Origin of the sequence: uncultured Alsobacter sp., assembly GCF_945952055.1 — a bacterium.
GTDB lineage: Bacteria > Pseudomonadota > Alphaproteobacteria > Rhizobiales > Beijerinckiaceae > Alsobacter.
This window is the reverse complement of the sequence record NZ_CAMFHB010000001.1, coordinates 170,866-192,178: the sequence shown is the minus strand read 5'-3', so window position 1 is coordinate 192,178 and position 21,313 is coordinate 170,866. Positions and strand designations below refer to the sequence as shown.

The 21,313-nt window shown below is 68.3% G+C and carries 23 protein-coding genes; 7 read left to right on the top strand and 16 right to left on the bottom strand.

What is annotated here, in order from left to right; translation table 11 throughout:
* Both Q0Q47_RS00880 and Q0Q47_RS00875 read right to left on the bottom strand, forming a co-directional pair.
* Complete coding sequence (locus Q0Q47_RS00880) at window positions 1-360, bottom strand: response regulator (RefSeq protein ID WP_293853352.1); 360 nt, start codon at window positions 358-360, stop codon at window positions 1-3.
* Window positions 361-364: 4 nt separating this feature from the next.
* A complete protein-coding gene (locus Q0Q47_RS00875) occupies window positions 365-640 on the bottom strand; it encodes an STAS domain-containing protein (protein WP_293853350.1) in 276 nt (91 codons plus the stop codon).
* A gap of 516 nt (window positions 641-1,156) precedes the next feature.
* On the opposite strand from Q0Q47_RS00875, the gene ykgO reads away from it, so the two are divergent.
* The 3 genes from ykgO to Q0Q47_RS00860 all read left to right on the top strand — a co-directional run bounded on the left by ykgO (window position 1,157) and on the right by Q0Q47_RS00860 (window position 3,108).
* Complete coding sequence (gene ykgO / locus Q0Q47_RS00870; protein WP_106334813.1) at window positions 1,157-1,282, top strand: type B 50S ribosomal protein L36; 126 nt, start codon at window positions 1,157-1,159, stop codon at window positions 1,280-1,282.
* A 174-nt stretch (window positions 1,283-1,456) separates the two neighbouring features.
* Entirely contained in the window at window positions 1,457-2,083 is a 627-nt protein-coding gene (locus tag Q0Q47_RS00865; protein ID WP_293853346.1) for a hypothetical protein, read from the top strand.
* 50 nt (window positions 2,084-2,133) lie between these two features.
* Window positions 2,134-3,108 (top strand): alpha/beta fold hydrolase, encoded by a 975-nt coding sequence (locus Q0Q47_RS00860; protein WP_293853345.1) that lies wholly within the window; start codon window positions 2,134-2,136, stop codon window positions 3,106-3,108.
* 216 nt (window positions 3,109-3,324) lie between these two features.
* On the opposite strand, the gene Q0Q47_RS00855 is transcribed toward Q0Q47_RS00860, so the two are convergent.
* The 10 genes from Q0Q47_RS00855 to urtA all read right to left on the bottom strand — a co-directional run bounded on the left by Q0Q47_RS00855 (window position 3,325) and on the right by urtA (window position 14,370).
* Entirely contained in the window at window positions 3,325-3,906 is a 582-nt protein-coding gene (locus tag Q0Q47_RS00855) for a methyl-accepting chemotaxis protein (RefSeq protein ID WP_293853343.1), read from the bottom strand.
* A complete protein-coding gene (locus Q0Q47_RS00850; protein WP_293853341.1) occupies window positions 3,855-5,237 on the bottom strand; it encodes a HAMP domain-containing protein in 1,383 nt (460 codons plus the stop codon). Before Q0Q47_RS00850 ends, Q0Q47_RS00855 begins: the two co-directional genes overlap by 52 nt.
* A 288-nt stretch (window positions 5,238-5,525) precedes the next feature.
* Window positions 5,526-7,238: an urease subunit alpha gene (ureC, locus tag Q0Q47_RS00845; RefSeq protein WP_293853340.1), complete on the bottom strand. Its 1,713-nt coding sequence runs from the start codon at window positions 7,236-7,238 to the stop codon at window positions 5,526-5,528.
* 14 nt (window positions 7,239-7,252) lie between these two features.
* A complete protein-coding gene (locus Q0Q47_RS00840) occupies window positions 7,253-7,873 on the bottom strand; it encodes an urease subunit gamma (protein ID WP_293853338.1) in 621 nt (206 codons plus the stop codon).
* Window positions 7,874-7,903: 30 nt separating this feature from the next.
* A complete protein-coding gene (locus tag Q0Q47_RS00835) occupies window positions 7,904-8,761 on the bottom strand; it encodes an urease accessory protein UreD (protein ID WP_293853336.1) in 858 nt (285 codons plus the stop codon).
* Complete coding sequence (gene urtE, locus Q0Q47_RS00830; RefSeq protein WP_293853334.1) at window positions 8,736-9,437, bottom strand: urea ABC transporter ATP-binding subunit UrtE; 702 nt, start codon at window positions 9,435-9,437, stop codon at window positions 8,736-8,738. The genes Q0Q47_RS00835 and urtE overlap by 26 nt, the downstream gene beginning before the upstream one ends.
* A gap of 1 nt (window position 9,438) precedes the next feature.
* On the bottom strand, window positions 9,439-10,197 hold the full coding sequence (gene urtD / locus Q0Q47_RS00825) for an urea ABC transporter ATP-binding protein UrtD (protein WP_293853333.1): 759 nt from the start codon (window positions 10,195-10,197) through the stop codon (window positions 9,439-9,441).
* The gene (gene urtC / locus Q0Q47_RS00820; protein ID WP_293853331.1) at window positions 10,194-11,336 is read right to left on the bottom strand and encodes an urea ABC transporter permease subunit UrtC; all 1,143 of its coding nucleotides are present in this window, start codon (window positions 11,334-11,336) and stop codon (window positions 10,194-10,196) included. The genes urtD and urtC overlap by 4 nt, the downstream gene beginning before the upstream one ends.
* Entirely contained in the window at window positions 11,333-12,958 is a 1,626-nt protein-coding gene (urtB, locus tag Q0Q47_RS00815) for an urea ABC transporter permease subunit UrtB (RefSeq protein ID WP_293853329.1), read from the bottom strand. The genes urtC and urtB overlap by 4 nt, the downstream gene beginning before the upstream one ends.
* Before the next feature lie 119 nt (window positions 12,959-13,077).
* Entirely contained in the window at window positions 13,078-14,370 is a 1,293-nt protein-coding gene (urtA, locus tag Q0Q47_RS00810; RefSeq protein WP_293853327.1) for an urea ABC transporter substrate-binding protein, read from the bottom strand.
* Between the two features lie 499 nt (window positions 14,371-14,869).
* On the opposite strand from urtA, the gene Q0Q47_RS00805 reads away from it, so the two are divergent.
* Window positions 14,870-15,199: a helix-turn-helix transcriptional regulator gene (locus tag Q0Q47_RS00805; RefSeq protein ID WP_293853326.1), complete on the top strand. Its 330-nt coding sequence runs from the start codon at window positions 14,870-14,872 to the stop codon at window positions 15,197-15,199.
* Window positions 15,200-15,249: 50 nt separating this feature from the next.
* Here the strand turns inward: Q0Q47_RS00805 and otnI are convergent, their stop codons facing one another.
* Window positions 15,250-16,014, bottom strand: a complete 765-nt coding sequence (otnI, locus tag Q0Q47_RS00800) for a 2-oxo-tetronate isomerase (RefSeq protein ID WP_293853324.1) — start codon at window positions 16,012-16,014, stop codon at window positions 15,250-15,252.
* A gap of 29 nt (window positions 16,015-16,043) precedes the next feature.
* The gene (locus Q0Q47_RS00795) at window positions 16,044-16,478 is read right to left on the bottom strand and encodes a heme-binding protein (protein ID WP_293853322.1); all 435 of its coding nucleotides are present in this window, start codon (window positions 16,476-16,478) and stop codon (window positions 16,044-16,046) included.
* A gap of 196 nt (window positions 16,479-16,674) precedes the next feature.
* Between Q0Q47_RS00795 and Q0Q47_RS00790 the strand changes: the two genes are divergently transcribed.
* Window positions 16,675-17,922, top strand: coding sequence for an allantoate amidohydrolase (locus Q0Q47_RS00790; protein ID WP_293853320.1), 1,248 nt, complete (start codon window positions 16,675-16,677; stop codon window positions 17,920-17,922).
* Window positions 17,923-17,968: 46 nt separating this feature from the next.
* On the opposite strand, the gene Q0Q47_RS00785 is transcribed toward Q0Q47_RS00790, so the two are convergent.
* A complete protein-coding gene (locus tag Q0Q47_RS00785) occupies window positions 17,969-19,030 on the bottom strand; it encodes an acyltransferase family protein (RefSeq protein ID WP_293853319.1) in 1,062 nt (353 codons plus the stop codon).
* 207 nt (window positions 19,031-19,237) lie between these two features.
* On the opposite strand from Q0Q47_RS00785, the gene Q0Q47_RS00780 reads away from it, so the two are divergent.
* On the top strand, window positions 19,238-20,167 hold the full coding sequence (locus Q0Q47_RS00780) for a hypothetical protein (RefSeq protein WP_293853317.1): 930 nt from the start codon (window positions 19,238-19,240) through the stop codon (window positions 20,165-20,167).
* Between the two features lie 97 nt (window positions 20,168-20,264).
* Window positions 20,265-20,507 carry a hypothetical protein gene (locus Q0Q47_RS00775; protein WP_293853315.1) on the top strand — a complete coding sequence of 81 codons (243 nt, stop codon included), beginning with the start codon at window positions 20,265-20,267 and terminating at the stop codon, window positions 20,505-20,507.
* Window positions 20,508-20,514: 7 nt separating this feature from the next.
* Here Q0Q47_RS00775 and Q0Q47_RS00770 read toward each other — a convergent pair whose 3' ends face one another.
* A complete protein-coding gene (locus Q0Q47_RS00770; protein WP_293853313.1) occupies window positions 20,515-21,303 on the bottom strand; it encodes a creatininase family protein in 789 nt (262 codons plus the stop codon).
* Between the last annotated feature and the right edge of the window lie 10 nt (window positions 21,304-21,313).

The window sequence follows — 21,313 nt, the reverse complement described above, 5'->3', positions numbered from 1 at the left end:
TCAGGTCCTGAGGCGGGTCAGCATGTCGAGGAGGCGCTGCGGATCGAATGGCTTGACCATCCACGCGGTGGCGCCGGCCTTGCGGCCTTCCGCCTTGATGTCCGCTCCGCTTTCCGTCGTCAGGATGATGATCGGCACCTCGCCGCCATCGGGTCGCTGCCGGACGGCGCGCGTGAACTCGATGCCGTCGAGGACGGGCATGTTGAGGTCGGTGATGACCACGTCGGGCTTGTGTTCGTGGAAGCGGTTCAAGCCCTCTTCCCCGTTCTCAGCCTCGACCACGTCATAGGATGCAGCGCGCAAGGTGCGGCACAGCAATTCGCGCAAGGTCCGCGTATCGTCGATCGCCAGGATCCGCACTGGTCTACTCCATTCCAATCGTCATGAAATCGGCGAACATCCCCAGCGCCTGGAACCCGTCCACGACGGCTGCAGGGGGGGACACGAGGGTGAAGGATCCACCGGACGCCTCAGCCGTGCGACCGGCCGAGATGATGATCTGGGCGAGTGCCACCGGGAGACGGCTCACCTGGGCCGCATCAAGGCGCACGGCCTCGTTGGCCGCGAAGGCGTCCTTCATCTTGCGGTAGGCGTCAAATATCTCGTCCCGCGTCGGGTCGGGGCTCAGGGCAAGGTCCAAGGCGGCTCTCCGATTGGCTCTCTGCCTCGGACGCTAGGGTTTAAAGGTTAAAAACCGATGGGTGCCATGCCTGGGGCTGAGCCTCTTGGCCGGTTGGGAAAACAAGAACTTACGAAAGCGATGGGAGTAGAGTTTATACAATCTAAACGTGTAATTACCCGGGTAACAGTTGCCAGATCAGTCACTTGATAAAAATCAAGTGATAAAAACAGGCGTCGATGCCTTGCTGAACTTGCGTCTCATCTTGTCGTGCGTGACCTCCGCTTCATGACGGTGTGAGACATCGATGGACGCCGCGCCGGACCGTCCATGCGTTCCCGCTTCCCCAACGGCGGTCCGCCGCCTCCGTTGAGCGCAAGCCTGGCCGTTACGGACTCCGTCGCTCCTGCCATGCCGGTCGAAAACCAAGGGGGCCCGATGGGTTTCGACTTGATTTTGCCGCCGCGTCTTCTTATGGAAGCACCCGAAAGCCGACGGCCTCCGCCGGCGCGCTGCCTTTTTGCCGGGACGAGACCGATGAAGATTCGCAACTCCCTGAAGTCGCTGCGCGAGCGCCACCGCGACAACCAGATCGTGCGCCGCAAGGGCCGCGTGTACATCATCAACAAGACCCAGAAGCGCTACAAGGCCCGCCAGGGCTGAGCGTTTCCGGCGCTCTCAGGCGCCGTCCGTCGTCTTGAAGCAGGGTGCCCGACAAGGCGCCCTGTTTTTGTTTGTCCGGGTCCAGGCTCACCGGCCTCCTCGCCGATCCGTGATGCGGTGCCTTTTGACAAGGCGGCTCGTCGCCCTAAACTCCAAGCCATGGCAGAATCTCGCGTGTCACCGTTCGGACCGCGTCTGCGCCTGGCGGGCGCAACGCTTCTCGTCGCCCTGGGCGTGACGGCGGGGCTGCAACCGGCCTTCGCCCAGCAGCAACAGCGCTCGCCCGGACGTCCCAACCCCGCGCCGACGGCTCCCGTCCGGCCCCAGACGCTCGATGACCTCTTCGACCGGCTCGCGCGGTCCAAGTCCGAGGACGAGGCCAAGGGCATCGCCGGCGCCATCGAGCGTCGCTGGATGCGCTCTGGCAGCGATACCGCCGATCTCCTGATGACGCGGGCGATGGACGCGTTGAAGGCGGGAGACCAGCCTCTCTCCGTCGAGATCCTCGATCGGGTCATCACGCTGCAGCCCGGCTGGGCCGAAGCCTGGAACAAGCGGGCGACGGTGTTCTACCTCATGGGGGACTACACCCGCTCGGTCGCCGACATCCGCGAAGTGCTGGCTTTGGAGCCGCGTCATTTCGGCGCGCTGGCCGGCCTCGGAATGATTCTCAAGAACAACGGGGACGACAAGCACGCCTACGAGGCGCTCAAGAAGGCGCTGGCCGTCCATCCGTACATGAGCGACCTGCGTAACATCGTCGAGCGGATGGCTCCCGACGTCGAGGGACGCGACATCTGAATTCGCGCGGCACGCCGGGCGTTGCCGCGTCGTCCCTTCCGTCCCACCTGGTGCAAGCCTTGATCCTCGGCATTCTTTTCGTGGTCGTGCTGCTCGTGTCGGCGGGCATCGTCGCGACCGTATTCCTCACGACCTGGGCCGAGCGGCGCTATCCGGCCATCGGCCGCTTCGTTCCGGTGACGGGAGGGCGGCTGCACGTCATCGACCGCGAACCGGCCGAACCCGCGGGTCCTCTTCCCGTCGTGCTGTTGCACGGCGCCTCGGGCAATGCCCGTGACATGATGGCCGCGCTGGGCGACAGGGTGGGCCGGGTCCGCCGGGTCATCGCCATCGACCGGCCCGGTCACGGCTGGAGCGACCGGCCGGGGGGCCGGTCCGACGCCGCGCCCGCGCGCCAGGCCGCGCTCATCCGCGAGGCGCTCTCCGCCATGGACGTGCGCCGCGCCGTGATCGTCGGCCATTCGTGGTCCGGCGCGCTCGCGACGCGGCTGGCGCTCGACGCGCCCGATCTGGTGGCCGGACTGGTGCTGCTGGCCCCCGTCACCCACCCCTGGCCGGGTGGCGTGACGTGGTACTACACGCCCGCCTCCCATCCCCTCGTCGCACCGCTGTTCGCCTGGGCCGTCTCCGCTCCGGTGGGGGCCCTCCAGCTGACCGGATCCGTCGCCGGCGTCTTCGCGCCGGACCCGGCTCCGCCGGACTATGTGTCCGCGACCGGCACCTGGCTCGTGCTCAGGCCCGCCGAGTTTCGCGCCAACGCCCAGGACGTGAAGGATCTCCACGGCCACGTGGTGGCCCAGGCACATCGCTATGGCGAGATCGCCGTCCCGACGACCATCGTCCACGGTGAGGCCGACAACACCGTCTCCCCGCGCATCCACTCCGACGCGCTGGCCCGGGAGATTCCGGGTTCGAAACTGGTGCTGCTGCCGAACGCGGGCCACATGCCGCATCATGCCTATCGCGACCTGGTGGCCGCGGAGATCGAACGCGTGGCGGAACGGGCTGAAGCCTTGCTGCGCTGACCGCCGACGCGGAGCCCTCGCGGCTCCGGAAACACGCGAAGGCATGCTGCGCCACCGTCGAAACGCAGCATGCCCCGCTTGGACCGGGGACAGCCCCCCGGATCAACCCTCGAACATGCTGCGAAAAGGCGGAACCCGGCTTTTCGCGTGAAGCATGCGACGATCAAGAATTCTGGAGCATGCTTCGTGTCCATCAGAACGAAGCATGCCCGGGGTTCAGCCGGCCTTGCGCCAGCCGGCAGCGGACGATCGGGCCACCGCGGCTGACGGACGACGCCCGGCGGCGCCCGCTTCGCGTGTCCTGAAGGACGCGACGAGGGTGTCGAGCTTGCCGATCTGGCTGGTCAGGGTGTTCGACGACGCGGCGCTCTGCTCGGCGAGAGCGGCATTCTGCTGCGTCATCTCGTCCATGTGCGCGATCGTCTGGCTCATCTCGTCGATGCCGTTGGCCTGCTCGCTGGCCGCCGTGGCGATCTCCGACACGGCGGTGGAGACCTTGCGCGACGAATCGACGATCTGGTGCAGCACTTCGCCGGCGGTCTGGACGAGCCGGACGCCCTCCGACACCTCCTGGCTCGACGACGCGATCAGGGAGGTGATGTCCTTGGCCGCCTCGGACGAACGCTGCGCCAGCGTCCGCACTTCCGACGCGACGACCGCGAAGCCCTTGCCGGCCTCGCCGGCCCGCGCCGCTTCCACGGCCGCGTTGAGCGCCAGCAGGTTGGTCTGGAAGGCGATGTCGTCGATCACCGACGTGATGTCGGAGATCTTGCGCGACTGCTGCTCGATGCGCGCCATGGCATCGACGACCTGGCGCACAGGTCGCCATTGGCGAGGGCCGCGAGCACGCCGTCGAATTCGCGCGTGGCGTCGTCGACGATGGCGTTGAGCTGGTTCACGTCGCGCACGAGCTGCGTCAGCTCCGCCTCGGAGCTGTTCTCATCCGCGCGCTGGCTGAAGTCGCCCTGCGAGGCCGCGGCCACGACGACCGCGACGTCCTTCACCACCCGCGCCATCTCGGCCGCGCGGGCCTGCTGGCGCTCGGTGTTCAGCTTCTCGGCGGCGCGGAGTTGCTCCGCTTCCACCAGGCTGTCTCGGAACGACAACGCGGCCCGCGCGCTGTCCCCCACTTCGTCCCGGCGCTCGGTGAAGGGCACGGTGACGGAGGTCTCTCCCGACGCCAGGCGACCGAAGATGGCCGAGATGCCGGCGATCGGCCGGGCGATGGTGCGGTTCGCCGCGAAGGCGACGGCGCCCAGAATGAGCATCGCGACGAGGCCGAGGCCGATCCCGACGGTCTGCGCGAAGTCGATGGTCGTGGTGACGACGCCGGAGGCGTCCCGCGAGCGGGCCACGGCGGCATCGCGGACTGCGTTGACGCCGTCGCGCAGTTGCACGCGCAGGGGGGTGGAGCGTTCCGTGAGGAGCTTCTGCTGGGTACCGTTGACCTCCGCGATCCGGGCCATGCCGGCCTGCAGACCGTGGACGATCTTCTCGAGCCCCTCCAGCGCCTCCTTCACGTCGGCATCGTCCACCTGCTTCAGCAGGGGTGAAATCGTGCTCTCGGCATTCTTCAGGCCCAGGCCGACCGATGCGACGAGAACGCTGTCGGACATGGCCTGGCTGCGCCACATGGCGGCGCGCGCGGCCTTGAGCGCCACGTCGGCGTCGCTCAGGCGGCTCTCGATCCGGTCGGACTCCGGAAGCAGGGAGGTCGCGATGATGGTGCGGGTCTGGACGAGCTTGAACTCCCATTCGCCGGTCAGCGCGATCTGCTGGCCCAGGGCTTCCGCCCGCGCCTTCTGGAGCGCGGCCATCTCGACCACGGTGTCGAGGTATCCGGTGAACTGCCCGCGGATGGTGGCCAGGCGTTCGCGGTTCGCGGGAATCACCGCATGGGTCAGCGCCTCCTCCACTTCGGCGAGGCCGGCCTTGCGGATGTCGGCCAGCGGAGCGGAGGCCTTCGCGACCTGCTCCGGCGTGATGGACAACCGCACGTCGCGGCTGGCGATCAGGGCCTCGCCGACGATGCCGTCGAGCGTCAGGACGCTCTTGATCACGGCCGCCGCGCGATCGCTCTGTTCCTTCGCGCCATCGATGCGGTTCAGAAAGACAAACTGGCTGGCCACGAGTCCTAAAATGACGAAAGCGGCAGCGGAGAGCTGCACAAAAAGCTTTTGCCCAATCTTGAGCGACCTGAACATCAGGGGGATACTCCCAACACCAACGCTGCGAAGTGTGTCCCCAAACAGTTACAGTTTTCCTATGCGCAGCCTGTGGCGCATGGAATCACTACGTCTTGGTTGCAGAAGTCGAGTCAATAAAGCCAAGGAAGATCGTAGAATTAGCATTTGCTAATTCTACGACTGATGTGGGTCGATGGAATCGCGGGCAGCCGCCGTCGGCCGCCCGTTGCTTCAGAACAGGAAGTATCGCTGCGCCATCGGCAGCTCGACAGCCGGCTCGCAGACGAGAAGCTCGCCGTCGGCGGTGACGGCGTAGGTCTCCGGATCGACCTGGATGTCCGGCGTGGCCGAATTGTGGATCATCGACGCCTTGCCGATGCCGCCCCGGGTGTTCTCCACCGCGACGAACGCCTTGCTGACGCCGAGCCGTTCGCGCAGCCCCCCGTCGATCGCGGCCTGCGACGTGAAGACCAGCGAGGACGCCGTCAGGGCCTTGCCGAAGGCCCCGAACATCGGTTGATAGTGGACCGGCTGCGGCGTCGGGATCGACGCGTTGGGATCGCCCATCGGGGCTGCGACGATGGTGCCCGCCTTGACCACGAGATCGGGCTTCACGCCGAAGAAGGCCGGCGACCAGAGCACGAGGTCGGCGAGCTTGCCGACTTCGATGGAGCCGATGTGCTTCGACACGCCATGGGCGATGGCGGGGTTGATCGTGTATTTCGCCACGTAGCGCTTGGCGCGGAAGTTGTCGTTGCCCACGCCGTCGCCGGCCAGCGCACCGCGCTGCTTCTTCATCTTGTCGGCCGTCTGCCAGGTGCGCGTGATCACCTCGCCCAGGCGCCCCATGGCCTGGCTGTCCGACGACATCATCGAGAGCGCGCCGAGGTCGTGCAGGATGTCCTCGGCGGCGATCGTCTCGCGCCGGATGCGGCTCTCGGCGAAGGCGAGGTCCTCGGGGATGCTGCCATCGAGGTGATGACAGACCATCAGCATGTCGAGATGCTCGTCGAGCGTGTTGCGCGTGAAGGGCCGCGTCGGGTTCGTCGACGAGGGCAGCACGTTGGGCAGCCCGGCGACCTTGATGATGTCCGGCGCATGGCCACCGCCGGCGCCCTCGGTGTGGAAGGCGTGGATGGTGCGGCCCTTGAAGGCCTTCACCGTGTCCTCGACGAAGCCCGACTCGTTCAGCGTGTCGGTATGGATCATCACCTGCACGTCGTAGTCGTCGGCCACCGCCAGGCAGTTGTCGATGGCGGCGGGCGTCGTGCCCCAGTCCTCGTGCAGCTTCATGGCGCAGGCGCCCGCCTTGATCATCTCGATCAGGGCGCCGGGCAGGGCCGCATTGCCCTTGCCGGAGATGCCGAGGTTCACGGGGAAGGCGTCGAAGCTCTGGATCATCCGCGCGATGTGCCAGGGGCCCGGCGTGCAGGTGGTGGCGTTGGTGCCGGCCGAGGGGCCAGTGCCGCCGCCCAGCATGGAGGTGACGCCCGACATGAGGGCGTGCTCGATCTGCTGCGGGCAGATGAAGTGGATGTGGCTGTCGAAGCCACCGGCCGTCAGGATCTTGCCCTCGCCCGCGATGACGTCGGTGCCCGGGCCGATGATGATGGTCACGCCTGGCTGGATGTCCGGGTTGCCCGCCTTGCCGATGGCGGCGATGCGACCGTCCTTCAGGCCCACGTCGGCCTTCACGATGCCCCAGTGGTCGAGGATCAGCGCGTTGGTGATGACCGTGTCGACCGCGCCTTCCGCGTTGGTGCGCTGGCTCTGGCCCATGCCGTCGCGAATGACCTTGCCGCCGCCGAACTTCACCTCCTCGCCGTAGACGGTGAAATCCTTCTCGACCTCGATGACGAGCGAGGTGTCGGCGAGCCGAACCTTGTCCCCGGTCGTGGGCCCGAACATGTCCGCATAGGCGGAGCGGGAAAGGGTGGTGGCCATCGTTCGTCTCCCGCTCAGAGCTTGCCCATCACGTCCTGCCGGAACCCGTAGACGGTCCGGTCGCCGGCCAGGGCCACGAGGCGGACCTCGCGGGTCTGGCCCGGCTCGAAACGCACCGCCGTGCCGGCGGGAATGTCGAGCCGCATGCCGCGCGCCTTGGCGCGCTCAAACGCAAGGGCGGGGTTCGTCTCGAAGAAATGGTAGTGGCTGCCGACCTGGATCGGCCGGTCGCCGGTGTTGGCCACGGTGAGCGTCACCGTCTCGCGGCCCGCGTTCATGACGATGTCGCCGGGCAGCGTCGTCACCTCGCCTGGCGTCAGCGCGCCCGACGCGCCGCGGATCGGGTTGTGGACGGTCACGAGCTTGGTGCCGTCGGGGAAGGTCGCCTCGACCTGCACGTCGTGGATCATCTCGGCGATCCCGTCCATGACTTGGTCGGCGGTGATGACGTGGGCGCCGGCTTCCATCAGGTCCGCGACGGTCCGGCCGTCGCGCGCGCCCTCCACCACGAAGTCGGTGATGAGCGCCACGGCCTCCGGGTGGTTGAGCTTCACGCCGCGTTCGAGCCTGCGGCGCGCCACGACGGCGGCCATGGCGATCAGCAGCTTGTCCTTCTCGCGCGGGGAGAGGTTCATCGGTCGACCCTTGTCAGCAACAGCGTGTCATCAGCATTGCCAGACCCGCGGCAGCGGGCCCGACCGGAAGGCCTGGAGGAAGCGGGCCAGGTCGCGGCGGACCACGGCTGGCGACGGCGCGGCGAAGCGCACCACCATCATACCCGACCAAGCGGAAGCGCCACAGTCGCTCTCGGCCCCTTCGAGCGCGTCCCGCGCCTCGTCGATCCGGGCCTCCGCGTCCGGCGCCACGTGCAGCATCGTCGCGACGTCGCGGGCGGCTCCGCCGATCGCGGGCCGGTCGAGCAGCGCGGCGAGATCCCCGTCGAGGCGGATGTTCTCGGCAAACAGAAGCTCCCCGTCCCGGCGCACGCGCCAGGTGTCGGCCAGCGCCGCGTTGCGAACCTCCTCGCCCATCGCGCCGCGCCCGAACGTGATGCTCTCGGCCAGCGTCAGGCGGGCGTCGCCGGCCATCTCGACGGCGAACCTGCGGGAGAGCCTTGCGCGGTCGAAGAGGATCGATTCCTGCGGCAGCCAGGCGAACCGGCTGCCGCCGGCGAGAGCGAGGCGGACGTCCACCTGCGTGGCGGCACCCGTGGACCTGTAGACCTTCTCGGCCGATTGCGTCGTGGCGATCGCCTCCGCGCCGGCCTCGAGCGTGATGTCGACCGACAGCCGGTCACCGCCCGTCATGCCGCCGCCGGTGTTGATCATGACGGCCTCGCAGGGACCGACCCGCGGGAAGCGGACCCTGAAGCCGCCGCTTTCGCGCAGATCGATCGCCTCGGTGCCGCGGGGCCGTGGGGCGAAGCGCATGCGCAGCACGCCCTCGCCGCGCACATAGGCGGGGAGGTCAGCCCCGGCGTAGGGCGCAGGGGGCGCGTCAGACGGAAAGGTGCCGGCGTACATCGGCCTCGACCATGTCCTGCTTGCGGCCGGCGAGCACCACCTGCCCGCGGTCCATCACGGCGAAACTGTCGCACAGGTCCCGGGCGAACTCGAAATACTGTTCCACCAGCACGATCGCCATGCCGCCCTTGCCCCGCAGGTAGGAGATGGCGCGGCCGATGTCCTTGATGATCGAGGGCTGGATGCCTTCCGTCGGCTCGTCGAGCACGAGCAGCGAGGGCCGCGTCACCAGGGCCCGGCCGATCGCCAGCTGCTGCTGCTGGCCGCCCGACAGGTCGCCGCCGCGCCGGTTCAGCATGTCCTTCAGCACGGGAAACAGATCGTAGATCTCGTCCTGGATGTAGCGCTCGCTGCGCGGCACCGGCGCGAACCCCGTCTCGAGGTTCTCCTTCACGGTGAGCAGGGGAAAGATCTCGCGGCCCTGGGGAACGTAGGCGATGCCGCGGCGGGCCCGGTCATAGGGGGCAAGGCTGCCCAGCGACTGGCCGTTCCAGGAAATGCTGCCGGAGCGGATCGGCTGGATGCCCATGATGGCGCGAAGGAGCGAGCTCTTGCCCACGCCGTTGCGGCCCAGGACACAGGTGACCTGCCCGGTCTCCGCGGTGAGGGACACGCTGCGCAAGGCCTGCGCCGCGCCGTAGTAGAGATCGACCGAGTCGATGGCGAGCGTGCTCATCTCAGCGCCCCAGGTAAACTTCGATGACGCGCTCGTTCGTCGATACCGCGTCGATGGTGCCCTCGGCGAGGACCGTGCCTTCGTGCAGGCACGTGACCTTGCAGCCCAGCGCGCGGACGAAGGCCATGTCGTGTTCGACCACCACGACCGCGTGGTCCTGCGCGATGCGCGACAGCAGCGCGGCGGTGTGCTCGGTTTCCGCGTCGGTCATCCCGGCGACGGGCTCGTCGACGAGGAGCAGCTTGGGATCCTGTGCGAGCAGCATGCCGATCTCGAGCCATTGCTTCTGGCCGTGCGACAGGTCGGCGGCCATGCGGCGGCGGTGATCGATGAGGCCGATCGTCGTCAGGATGTCGTCGAGCTCGCTCTCCGGCACCCGGTTGCGCCACCCGAAGAGCGACGATCCGGCCGAGCGCGGACCCTTGAGCGCGAGCAGGATGTTGTCGGCCACCGTGTGGGACTCGAAGACGGTCGGCTTCTGGAATTTCCGGCCGATCCCGAGCTCGGCGATGCTCGCCTCGTCGAGCTTCGTCAGGTCGGTGCGCCCCTGCTGGAACAGGACGTCGCCTTCGTCCGGCCGCGTCTTGCCGGTGATGACGTCCATCATCGTGGTCTTCCCGGCGCCGTTGGGACCGATGATGGCCCTCATCTCGCCGGGCCCGATGATCATCGACAGGTTGTTGAGGGCGCGGAAGCCGTCGAAGGAAACGCTGACGCCGTCGAGATAGAGGAGCGACTGGGTGAGTTCGGATTCGGTCACGGCGTCTGCTCCGCCACGGCAGGCCCGACGGAGGCGGAGCGGGCCTCGGCGCGCTTCTGGCTCCAGGCCGACAGGGTTCCGACGATGCCCTTGGGCAGGAACAGCGTCACGACGATGAAGAGGGCGCCTAGGCCGAAGAGCCAGATCTCGGGCAGCGCGCCGGTGAGCCAGGTCTTGGCGAAGTTGACGAGCACCGCGCCGAGCGCCGCGCCGACCAGCGTGCCGCGCCCGCCGACCGCAACCCAGATGACCGCCTCGATGGAGTTGGCGGGCGCGAACTCGGACGGATTGATGATGCCCACCTGCGGGACGTAGAGAGCTCCCGCCACCCCGGCCATGCAGGCGGAGACCGTGAAGGCGACGAGCTTGAAGCGCTCGACCCGGTAGCCCAGGAAGCGGGTGCGGGACTCGGCGTCGCGGATGGCGATCAGCACCTTGCCATAGGCGGAGGTCACCATCGCGCGGGCCAGCAGGTAGCCGGCGGCCAGCGCCACGGCGGTGATGCTGAAGAGGGCCGCGCGGGTTGTCTGCGCCTGGACGTTGAAGCCGAGGATGTCCTTGAAGTCGGTGAGGCCGTTGTTGCCGCCGAAGCCCATGTCGTTGCGGAAGAAGGCCAGCAGCAGGGCGTAGGTCATCGCCTGGGTGATGATCGACAGGTACACGCCCGTCACCCGCGAGCGGAAGGCGAACCAGCCGAACACGAAGGCCAGGAGGCCCGGCACCAGCAGCACCATGAGCGCGGCGTAGGGGAAGGACTGGAAGCCGTACCAGGTGAGCGGCAGGTCCTTCCAGTTCAGGAAGACCATGAAGTCCGGCAGGATCGGGTTGCCGTAGACGCCCCGCGGTCCGATCTGGCGCATGAGGTACATGCCCATCGCGTAGCCGCCCAGCGCGAAGAACGCCCCGTGGCCCAGCGAGAGGATACCGCAGTAGCCCCAGACCAGGTCGAGCGAGATCGCCAGCAGGGCGTAGCAGAGATACTTGCCCATCAGCGACATGGCGTAGGTGGGCACGTGGAAGGCCGAGCCCGGCGGAACGGCCAGGTTCAGGATGGGCACCAGAATGGCGACCGCCGCCAGGATGGCCAGGAAGATGCGGCCGCGCGGGTCGAGGCCGGCGATGAGACGTGCCGTGATCATGCTTCCACCGCCCGGCCCTTGAGCGCGAACAGGCCGCGCGGACGCTTCTGGATGAACAAGATGATGAAGACCAGGAGCGCGATCTTCCCCAGGACGGCCCCGGCGAAGGGCTCCAGGAACTTGTTGGCGATGCCGAGCGCCAGGGCGGCCACCAGGGTCCCCCACAGGTTGCCCACGCCGCCGAACACCACGACCATGAAGCTGTCGACGATGTAGCTCTGGCCGAGGTTGGGCGACACGTTGTCGATCTGGGAGAGCGCCACGCCGGCGATCCCGGCGATGCCCGAGCCCAGCGCGAAGGTGAGGCTGTCGACCCAGGGCGTGCGGATGCCCATGGCCGAGGCCATGCGGCGGTTCTGGGTCACGGCCCGCATCTTCAGGCCGAACGACGTGGCGCGCAGCACGAAGTTGAGACCGATGAACACGCCGATGGCGAAGACGATGATCCAGAGGCGCCCGTAGGTGACCTGGATCCCGTAGAAGTCGAAGGATCCCGCCATGAAGGAGGGCGCGCCGACCTCGCGGTTGTTGGCCCCGAAGATCGACCGCACGGTCTGCTGCAGGATGAGGCTGACGCCCCAGGTCGCCAGCAACGTCTCCAGCGGCCGCCCGTACAGGAAGCGGATGACGCTGCGCTCCAGGACGATGCCGACCGCGCCCGAGACCAGGAAGGCCAGCGGGATCGCGATGGCGAGCGAGTAGTCGAACAGCCCGGGATATTTCGTGCGCAGGAACTCCTGGACGACGAAGGTCGTGTAGGCCCCCAGCATCACCATCTCGCCGTGGGCCATGTTGATGATGCCCATCACGCCGAAGGTGATCGCGAGGCCGATGGCCGCGAGCAGCAGGACGGAGCCGAGCGAGAGCCCGTACCAGGCGTTCTGGATGCCGGAGAGCAGGGCGAGCCGGCGCTTGATGGTCTCGGCCGCGAGGTCGGCCGCGACCTTGACGATCTGGGACGACTTCGCCGCGGCGGCGCCGAGCAGGTTGAGCGCGTCCTGGTCGCCCCGGTCGGCCACCACGTCGATGGCGTTGACCTTGTCGGCGTCGCTGCTGTCGTCCTTGGTGAGGATCACGGCGGCGCGGGCCTGCGCGAAGGCGCGCTTGACCTTCGGGTCGGTTTCCTTGGCGATGGCGGCGTCCAGGGCGGGCAGGGCGCCCGCATCCCGGGACTTGAAGACCGCCTCCGCCGCGAGGAGCCGCTTGGCGGGATCGGGATTGAGCAGCGTCAGCGCGCCGAGGCCCGCCTCGATCGCGCGGCGGACACGGTTGTTGACGCGCACGGGACGGGTGGTCGGCGCGGCTTCGACCTTCGCGCCGGTCCGGGCATCGACGAGCGAGCCGTCGGGCATCTTGATGAAGACGCGCTTGTCGGACGGGGCGTAGACGAGGCGGCTGTCGTTGAGGGCCTCCAGCGCCGGCTGCGCCCGGGGGCTGCCGCTGGCCGCGAGATCGTTGATGCCGGCCTCGATGTCGGGAAAGGCCTCCGTGGCCATCCGCGTGAAGGCTGCGTCCGCCGCGTCCTGTGCGCGGACGGCCTGACCGCCGGCCAGCGTTGCGGCCGCGAGGGCCAGCAGGAGGACGGCATGGCGCAGGACGAGTGCGAGCCTGGATTTTGACATTGGGAGACCGGAACGTTTCAGGTGCCCGAAGGCGGGAAAGGGGCGGGCGGCCGAAGCCGCCCGCCGGGTGACGGCGCCCAGGTCCCCTCCCGGCGCCGTCGATCGTCAGGCGGTGCCGCTCACTTGCCGGCGCCGCCGCACTTTCCGGTCTTGACGTTGAAGTTGCCGCAGGAGAGCGGAGCGCGCCAATCGGAGATCAGGTCCTTCGAGCCCTCGAGGTAGTCGGACCACTCGTCGCCGACCACGAGGCCCGGGGTCTGCGAGACGATGTTGAACTGGCCGTCGGCCTTGATCTCGCCGATGAGCACCGGCTTGGTGATGTGGTGGTTCGGCATCATCGCCGAGTAGCCGCCCGACAGGTTCGGGACGGAGACGCCGATGAGGCTGTCGATGACGGCCGCGGTGTCGGTCGTGCCGGCCTTCTCGACGGCCTTGACCCACATGTTGAAGCCGATCACGTGCGCTTCCATCGGGTCGTTCGTGACGCGCTTCGGGTTCTTCGTGAAGGCCTTCCACTTCTCGATGAAGGCCTTGTTGTCGGGGTTCTCGACGGACTGGAAGTAGTTCCAGGCGGCGAGGTGGCCGACCAGCGGCTTCGTGTCGATGCCGGCGAGCTCTTCCTCACCCACCGAGAACGCCACGACCGGGATGTCGGTCGCCTTGATGCCCTGGTTGCCGAGCTCCTTGTAGAAGGGGACGTTGGCATCGCCGTTGATGGTCGAGACCACGGCGGTCTTCTTGCCGGCGGAGCCGAACTTCTTGACGTCCGCGACGATCGTCTGCCAGTCGGAATGACCGAACGGCGTGTAGTTGATCATGATGTCGTCGGCCTTGACGCCCTTGGCCTTCAGGTAGGCCTCGAGGATCTTGTTGGTCGTGCGCGGGTACACGTAGTCGGTGCCGGCGAGCACCCAGCGCTGGACCTTCTCGTTCTCCATCAGGTAGTCGACCGCGGGGATCGCCTGCTGGTTCGGAGCGGCGCCGGTGTAGAAGATGTTCTTCGAGGACTCCTCGCCCTCGTACTGCACCGGGTAGAACAGGATGCCGTTGAGCTCCTCGAACACCGGCAGCACGGACTTACGCGACACGGAGGTCCAGCAGCCGAACGTGGCCGCGACCTTGTCCTTGGTGAGCAGCTCGCGCGCCTTCTCGGCGAACAGGGGCCAGTTCGACGCCGGGTCGACGACGACGGCCTCGAGCTTCTTGCCGAGCAGACCGCCCTTCTTGTTCTGCTCCTCGATGAGCATGAGCATGACGTCCTTCAGCGTGGTCTCGCTGATCGCCATGGTGCCGGAAAGCGAATGCAGGATGCCGACCTTGATCGTGCCCTGCGCCTGGGCAGCGAACGAGGCCAGCGCGACCCCGGCCGCGACGGTGGCGCCCGCGAGAAGGTTTCGGATACGCAAAGTCATGGATTATCCCCTCTGGACCAGAATGACCGGGGACCGGGTCGCAAGGGGCGTGCCAGACGGGCCGCTGCGTTGTTGGCGACAATGGGGCGTACACCTCCAAGGCGTCACTGGCCTGGTCTGCACGCAAAGCAATGCTGGCTTGCGTATGAAATCCGGTGGTTTCGAATTATAGAATATTACTGCAATGACGGAATCGCGCAGCTTTGCGCGGATTGCGCAGAAAGCGGGCAAAAACGGCGTCCGGAAGCCCGAATTCCATGGAGCTGTATGGGGAAGGTCTCATGCAGGAAAATAGTCGTAGACGCGAAACCTCGTCGAATATCAAGCCGTGGCTTGGCGTATCGGGCGAATTCCGCGGGTCGCGGCAGGCCGGAAGTCGGAGGACCACCGAAAGTTGCAATGGCCGGGCGAAGCCATCGCAGGACAATAGTCTTTACGTGAGGACCCTTAGCGGGTTAACTGGCGCCGCTGATACACCATTGGGATTGCTACCCATTCCATGACATCCCCATCCGAAATGGATATGCTCGTTTCACGAGCCCGCGAGGCGTCGTCCTTGCTGAAATCCCTCTCGCACGAAGCCCGCCTCCTCATCATGTGTCACCTGATGCAGGGCGAGAAGAGCGTCACCGAACTCGAGCGAAACCTGGGCAGGCGCCAGGCGGCGGTGTCTCAACAGCTCGCCCGGCTGCGCCTCGACGGCCTCGTCCGAGCTCGCCGCCACGGCAAGACGATCTTCTACAGCGTCGCTTCCCAACCCGCGGCGGACATCCTGAGCGCGCTGCAGCACGCCATGGAGAAGGTGCCGAGCGAGAGCGCAGCCCAATAAGCGGGCAGAAAAGCTCCGGCGTACTCAATTGCCCAATTTCTGATCAATAATCAGGCATTCGTCATCCAGCGCAGGCCTTCGAGGGTGCCTGCCCGGGGGCGATACTCGCACCCGACATAGCCGGCAAACGCGAGCCGATCCAACTCGGCGAAGACGAAGGGGTAGTTCACCTCTTCGCCGTCCGGCTCGTTGCGCGAGGGGACGCTGGCGATCTGAACGTGGTCCGTCACGGGCAGCAGCGCACGCAGGGCCATGGTCATGTCGCCGTGGAGAATCTGCCGGTGGTAGCAGTCGAACTGGAGCCTCAGGTTGGGCCGGCCCAACTCCTCGATCAGGGCCGTCGCCATGCCGAAGTCGCCGAGATAATAGCCCGGCATGTCGCGCGGGTTCAGCGGCTCCAGGAGGACGTTGACGCCGCGTGCCCCGAGCAGGTCCGCGGCACGTGCGGCGTTGTCCCGGTAGGTCGCCGCATGGGCCGGCGTGCGCGGTGCGATTCCAGCCATCATGTGCACACGGCCTACGCGGGTTGCCTCGATATACGGCAAGGCCGTCGTGAGCGTGTCGGCGAACTCCGCCTCGCGTCCCGGAATGGCGGCCATTCCGCGCTCTCCCGCCTGCCAGTCGCCCGGCGGAAGGTTGAAGAGGGCCTGCGTCAGGCGGGCCTCGTCCAGGGCCCGCCCCACGGCGTCCGCGGGATGGTCGTAGGGAAACAGGAACTCCACCGCCTTAAAGCCGGCGTCGGCCGCGGCCGCGAAGCGGTCCAGGAAGGACCACTCGTTGAACATCATGGACAGGTTGGCGGCAAAGCGCGGCATGGAGTCCTCCCGATCAAGGCGCGGTGTTTTCACTGACCCATATCGGCTACGAGCCCGGCGGCCGCGATGCCCGCGCACGCGGCATCCTCGTCCTTGTCCGATGTATCGCCGGAAATCCCGACCGCGCCAACAAGAACTCCCGACGCGTCGCGAATCAGCACGCCGCCCGGCACCGGCAGCAGAGGGCCGTTGACGCAGCTGTGCAGGCCTTCGACGAAGTGCGGCCGCTCCGTCGCCATGCGATGCAGGGCCCGGCTGCCCATGCCCAGCGCCACCGCCCCGTTGGCCTTGCCGCGCGCCATCTCGCCACGGTTCAGGCTGGTGCCGTCCTCGGCGGCGAACGCCTTCAGGGCGCCGCGCGAATCGAGCACGGCCACCGCGAGCGTGTTGAGGCCGTTGGAGCGGGCGTGAGCCAGCGCCGCGGTGATGATGGTCTGGGCGTGCGCGAGGGTGAGGTCGGCCATGGCGTGTTCTCCGGGGCGGTAGCATCGTGCGGCCGTGGTGGCGCGCGGATCGTCGTCCGATCTAGCACAGGCGGATGCGGTTTGCCTTTAGCGCCGCGAAGCGGCCTTCGGGCGCCGAGGGCCGGTGGCACACGGATCGATGGCCGGGGGCAAAAGCCGGTTTCCACCGTCCCGCCGCATGCTCTAGCTTGCAGCCATGACCAACGCTTCCTCCCGCACCACGTCGTTCGGCGCCCGCGCCATGCGCCGCCTCGACGCTCTCAAGGCCTACACCGACGTTCCCGGGCAGCTGCACAGGCTGTACCTGGCGCCCTCCTATCGCGCCGCGGTGGACGCCACGGCCGCGATGATGCGGGATGCCGGCTTCGACCAGGTGACCGTCGACGCGATCGGCACCGTCGTCGGCCGCTACGACGGCACCGGCCGGTCCGGACCCACGCTGCTGATCGGATCCCACATCGACACGGTGAAGGACGCGGGCGCCTTCGACGGGACGCTCGGCGTGGTGGCGGGAATCGGCGTGGTCGAGGCGCTGCGCGAGGCGGGCGAGCGCTTGCCCTTCGCCATCGAGGTCCTGGCCTTCGGAGACGAGGAGAACGTGCGCTTCCCGTCCAATCTCTCCTCGTCGCGAGCGCTGGCCGGAACCTTCGACATGGCGACGCTCGATGGCCGCGACGAGGACGGCGTGAGCTTCCGCGAGGCGCTGGTCGCTTTCGGCGGCGATCCCGACGACATACCGGCCCTGGCGCGCAGCCGCGACGACGTGATCGGCTACGTCGAGGTCCACATCGAGCAGGGGCCCGTGCTCGAGGCGAAGGATCTGCCGGTCGGCATCGTGTCCGCGATCAACGGCGCGAGCCGTCGCCGGCTGGTGATCACGGGCGAGGCCGGACACGCCGGAACGGTGCCGATGCCGCTGCGCAGGGACGCGCTGGCCGCCGCCGCGGAGATGGTGCTCGCCGTCGAGGCGCTGGGCGGGCGCGATCCCCTCACCGTCGCGACGGTCGGCCAACTCACGGTGGAGCCGGGGGCCGCCAACGTGGTGCCGGGGCGGGTTCGGGCGACGCTCGATGCGCGCGGGCCCGACGACGCCATCCGGGTCGCCATGGTCGGCGAGATCGAGGCCACGTGTCGTGCGATCGCGGCGCGGCGGGGCGTCGCGCTGGCGATCGAGCCGTTCTACGAGTCGGCGGCCTGCCCCGCCGACGCCGGCATCGTGGGCGGCCTGTCGGCGGCGGTCGAGCGCCGCCAGCTGCCGGTGGCCGTGATGCCTTCGGGCGCGGGCCACGATGCCATGGCGATGGCGGCCCTGTGCCCGATGGGCATGCTCTTCGTGCGCTGCAAGGGCGGCATCAGCCACAACCCCGCCGAGGACGCGACCGAGGCCGACATCGACGTCGCGGTCGCCGTCCTGCTGGACTTCGTGCGCAACGTTCGCCCCTGAAGGTCACCGGCCTGGGCGGGGTGGCCGTCGCTCGGCCGTCCCCGCCTTACTCGGCGGGAACGAGGCGCGGCGCGGGCTGGCCGAGCTTGGCCCATGCGGGCCGCTCGAACAGCCAGCGCAGGGGCGTGCCGCGGACGACGCGGTGGATGAGCAGCGGGACGGCGAGGCCGACCATCGTCACGATCACCGAGGACCAGCCGATGCCGAGCGCCAGGCCGCTCTTGACGATCAGGCCGCGTGTGATCGCCATCGGCAGGAAGAACGCGAGATAGATCACGATCGAATGGCGCCCGCACGTGCGCAGCAGGCCGGCCCGGCCGGACGCGGCCAGCAGCGAGGAGATCGTCACGATGGCCAGCGCGCCGGCCATGCCGAGCACGAGGCTGACGCCCGGCAGCATCGACACCGTCGTGTCCTTCAGGAACGACACGGGCGTGATGACGGCGAGCGTCTCCACGTCGAACCACACGACCAGCCCCGCCAGGGCGAGCAGCGGACGGCGGGCGGCGGCCTGGGCGAGCGAGAAGACCGCCGGCGCGAAGATCCAGCCGGCGAGGAAGTAGACCCACCGGGCGGCGAACTCGTCCGGCACCGTCCAGCCGGTGTGGACGCGGGCCGTCTCCAGGGCTGCGCCGACGGCGAGCAGGACGGGCGCGGGCAGGCCGCGCAGCAGCCGGGTCACGACGAAGAAGACGGGCAGCAGATAGATGAACCACAAGGTGCCGAACGGTTCGATGACCGCCAGCGCGAACGGCTCGATGGCCGCGAGATCGCCGTGCAGCAGGGCCGGCGGCAGCTTGAACGCGGCCTGGATCGCCACCCACAGGACGTAGAAATAGGCGAAGTGGACGACCTTCTTGTCGAGGTAGCTGCGCCACGGGCGGTCGATCACCCGCGACAGGAAGAGGCCCGAAACGAGGAAGAAGTCGGGCATGCGGAACGGCTTGGCCCAGGCCACGACCGTGTGCAGGAACCCCGTCCCGCCCATCGCCTCGCCGGTGCCGAGGGTGGAATGCATCATCACCACCAGGATGATGCAGATCCCCTTGGCCATGTCGATCCAGGCCACCCGGCCCTCGTCGCTCGCGTCCGTCACCCGATTGTCCATCGCTGCCTCGTCTCGATTCGGGACACGGCACGCGCGGCGCGTACCGGGACGGAACGACAATTGACCCTGGAGGAGCCAGTTGAGCCGCCGTCGGGTCCATTCGCGCAATCGCGGGGCCAACGGCCGGCGGACGGAGGGCGCTGGTAAGGACTTGGTTAAGAAACAGGGTTGATGATGCGTAAACATCTTCAACCTCGGGTAGTCGCCATGAGCCCAAGCTCTCCGGTCCGCCGCCACCGTCCGGCCAAGCCGCCGGCCCTCATCGAGGGCACCGTCGTCGAGACCCCGCCTGCGGCCGAAACGCCTGCCGCCGCGGAGGCCGGCCCCGCCGCCGCGTCGTCCGGCGATGCGGACGCGGCGCGCAGGCGATCCGCCGCCTTCGCCAGCCGGCCCGACCTCCGCGAGAGCGGGCCTCCCTCCTGGAGCGCGCGTTTCAACGCCTTCGCGGTCGAGTTCGTCCGCCGCCATGCCTCCACGGGCGTGGCGGTGCTGCTCGCGGTCGCCGCCGGGACCCTGGCCGGCCGCATGCTGCCCCAGGCGGCGGCCCCGGTCGCCTCGCGGCCGGCGCCCGACCTCGACGTCCTGCGCGGGACGCTCGCCTCCCTCGACGCGAAAACGGCGACGCTCGCGGCCGCGGCCGACGTTCAGGCGCTCGAGCGCCGCATCGCGTCCCTGCGCGAGGTCGTCGAGCGTGGGCGCACGGAGGCGACGTCGGGCCTCTCGCAGCTCGCCGCCCGGGATCCCTCGTCCGCGATCGCCCAGCTCTCGGTCCAGGTCGGACGCATGGAGGACGCTGTCCGCGACATCGGCGCTCGCCTGGATGCGGCCGAGCAGCGCGCCAGCCTCACACCCACGACGACGGGCTCGATCGCGTCCCGTCAGAGCGTGTCGACGCCCGCCCAGTCGGACGGCGCGACGACCGTTCAGGCCAAGACGTCCGAGCGGCCCGTGCTGACCGGCTGGCTCGTTCACGACGTCCGTCGCGGCGTCGCACTCGTCGAGGGTCCCGCGGGTCTGCTGGAAATCGCGAAGGGACAGTCCGTTCCGGGGCTGGGCCGGGTCGAATCGATCGAGCGGCGTGGCCGTGGCTGGATCGTCCTCACCAGCCGCGGCGTCCTCGAGCCGGCGCCCTGGTAGGCGACGCGGCATCGCATCGGGAAGATTGCGACACCGTAGTCATCCCGATGGCCCGCCAGCCAAGCTTGCTGTTCAAGAGCATGGTACGGAGACGCCCATGCCATCCACCCAACAGCGGCCCACCCGGCTTCCACGCCAGCTCGAGGGCGTCGTCGTCCTGAACGGCGCCGCGCCGGACGTGGAACTCGCCATCGGTGAGCACATGTTCAAGGGCATCGCCTTCGCCGTCGACTACGAGGCCGTCCCGGATCCGGAGCGCACGGCGCTGCAGGACCAGCACCTCACCCTGATGCGCAGCCTGCAGGATCTCCTGCGGCAGCGTGGCTCACGCCTTCACTAAGCGGGCCTCAGGCCAGCCGCGAGAGCGAGAAGGCGGCCACGTCCTTCAGGAGCCGGATGAAGGCCTCGGCCTGGTGCGCGGCCGTGAGGCGTCCCTTCTCGGCCGTGCCGAGGGAAGCATCGCCCGCCGCTCCGTCCGGATGCAGGTCCTGCGCGATCCACCCGAAGGCGTTGACGCCCGTCGGCCGGAGGATCGAGAAGGTCCTGGCGATCTCGATGGTCGTCGGGGCGAAGTTCTGGGCCTTGTCCATCTTCACCAGGTCCGGACGGAAGTGGAGCATGAGGGAGGTCTCGGCATCCCCGCCATGGATTCCGACCATGTCCTCCTCGGCGGTGTAGAGCCCCGCCGGGCGGCCGAGCCGGCTCCAGGCCGAGTGGACCGCGAGCATCTGGCAGCGGATGCGCAGTTCGCGGGCGACGACCTCCAGCAGGGCCGCGTTGCCGCCGTGCGAGTTCACCATGACCAGCTTGCGGACACCGGCCCGGGCCACGCTCTCGCCTATCTCGGTCCATACCGCGGCCGCGGTGGAGGCCGTCAGCGTGAGGGTTCCGGGCGAGCGCAAGTGTTCGTTCGACTTGCCGATCGCCTGGGTCGGCAGCACCAGCACGTTGAGGTCCTCGGGAAGCCGCGACAGCATCTCCGAGACCATGCCCTCGGCGATGGCCGTGTCGGTGCAGACGGGCAGGTGGGGCCCATGCTGCTCGATGGCGGCGATCGGCAGGACGGCGATCGTGGTCTCGGGGTCGAGCCCGTGGAAATCCACGGTGGTCAATTCACCCCAGAAGCGGTGCGGCATGGCGAGTGTC

What these genes read in the sequence shown, in the direction of transcription:
- ykgO (WP_106334813.1), top strand. Translation starts at nt 1,157, where the DNA reads ATGAAGATTCGCAACTCCCTGAAGTCGCTGCGCGAGCGCCACCGCGAC.
- Q0Q47_RS00855 (WP_293853343.1), bottom strand. Translation starts at nt 3,906, where the DNA reads ATGGCGCGCATCGAGCAGCAGTCGCGCAAGATCTCCGACATCACGTCG.
- urtB (WP_293853329.1), bottom strand. Translation starts at nt 12,958, where the DNA reads ATGTCAAAATCCAGGCTCGCACTCGTCCTGCGCCATGCCGTCCTCCTG.
- urtA (WP_293853327.1), bottom strand. Translation starts at nt 14,370, where the DNA reads ATGACTTTGCGTATCCGAAACCTTCTCGCGGGCGCCACCGTCGCGGCC.
- Q0Q47_RS00805 (WP_293853326.1), top strand. Translation starts at nt 14,870, where the DNA reads ATGACATCCCCATCCGAAATGGATATGCTCGTTTCACGAGCCCGCGAG.
- Q0Q47_RS00770 (WP_293853313.1), bottom strand. Translation starts at nt 21,303, where the DNA reads ATGCCGCACCGCTTCTGGGGTGAATTGACCACCGTGGATTTCCACGGG.
- otnI (WP_293853324.1), bottom strand. Translation starts at nt 16,014, where the DNA reads ATGCCGCGCTTTGCCGCCAACCTGTCCATGATGTTCAACGAGTGGTCC.
- Q0Q47_RS00780 (WP_293853317.1), top strand. Translation starts at nt 19,238, where the DNA reads ATGAGCCCAAGCTCTCCGGTCCGCCGCCACCGTCCGGCCAAGCCGCCG.
- Q0Q47_RS00795 (WP_293853322.1), bottom strand. Translation starts at nt 16,478, where the DNA reads ATGGCCGACCTCACCCTCGCGCACGCCCAGACCATCATCACCGCGGCG.
- urtE (WP_293853334.1), bottom strand. Translation starts at nt 9,437, where the DNA reads ATGAGCACGCTCGCCATCGACTCGGTCGATCTCTACTACGGCGCGGCG.
- Q0Q47_RS00790 (WP_293853320.1), top strand. Translation starts at nt 16,675, where the DNA reads ATGACCAACGCTTCCTCCCGCACCACGTCGTTCGGCGCCCGCGCCATG.
- Q0Q47_RS00785 (WP_293853319.1), bottom strand. Translation starts at nt 19,030, where the DNA reads ATGGACAATCGGGTGACGGACGCGAGCGACGAGGGCCGGGTGGCCTGG.
- ureC (WP_293853340.1), bottom strand. Translation starts at nt 7,238, where the DNA reads ATGGCCACCACCCTTTCCCGCTCCGCCTATGCGGACATGTTCGGGCCC.
- urtC (WP_293853331.1), bottom strand. Translation starts at nt 11,336, where the DNA reads ATGATCACGGCACGTCTCATCGCCGGCCTCGACCCGCGCGGCCGCATC.
- Q0Q47_RS00775 (WP_293853315.1), top strand. Translation starts at nt 20,265, where the DNA reads ATGCCATCCACCCAACAGCGGCCCACCCGGCTTCCACGCCAGCTCGAG.
- Q0Q47_RS00840 (WP_293853338.1), bottom strand. Translation starts at nt 7,873, where the DNA reads ATGAACCTCTCCCCGCGCGAGAAGGACAAGCTGCTGATCGCCATGGCC.
- Q0Q47_RS00835 (WP_293853336.1), bottom strand. Translation starts at nt 8,761, where the DNA reads ATGTACGCCGGCACCTTTCCGTCTGACGCGCCCCCTGCGCCCTACGCC.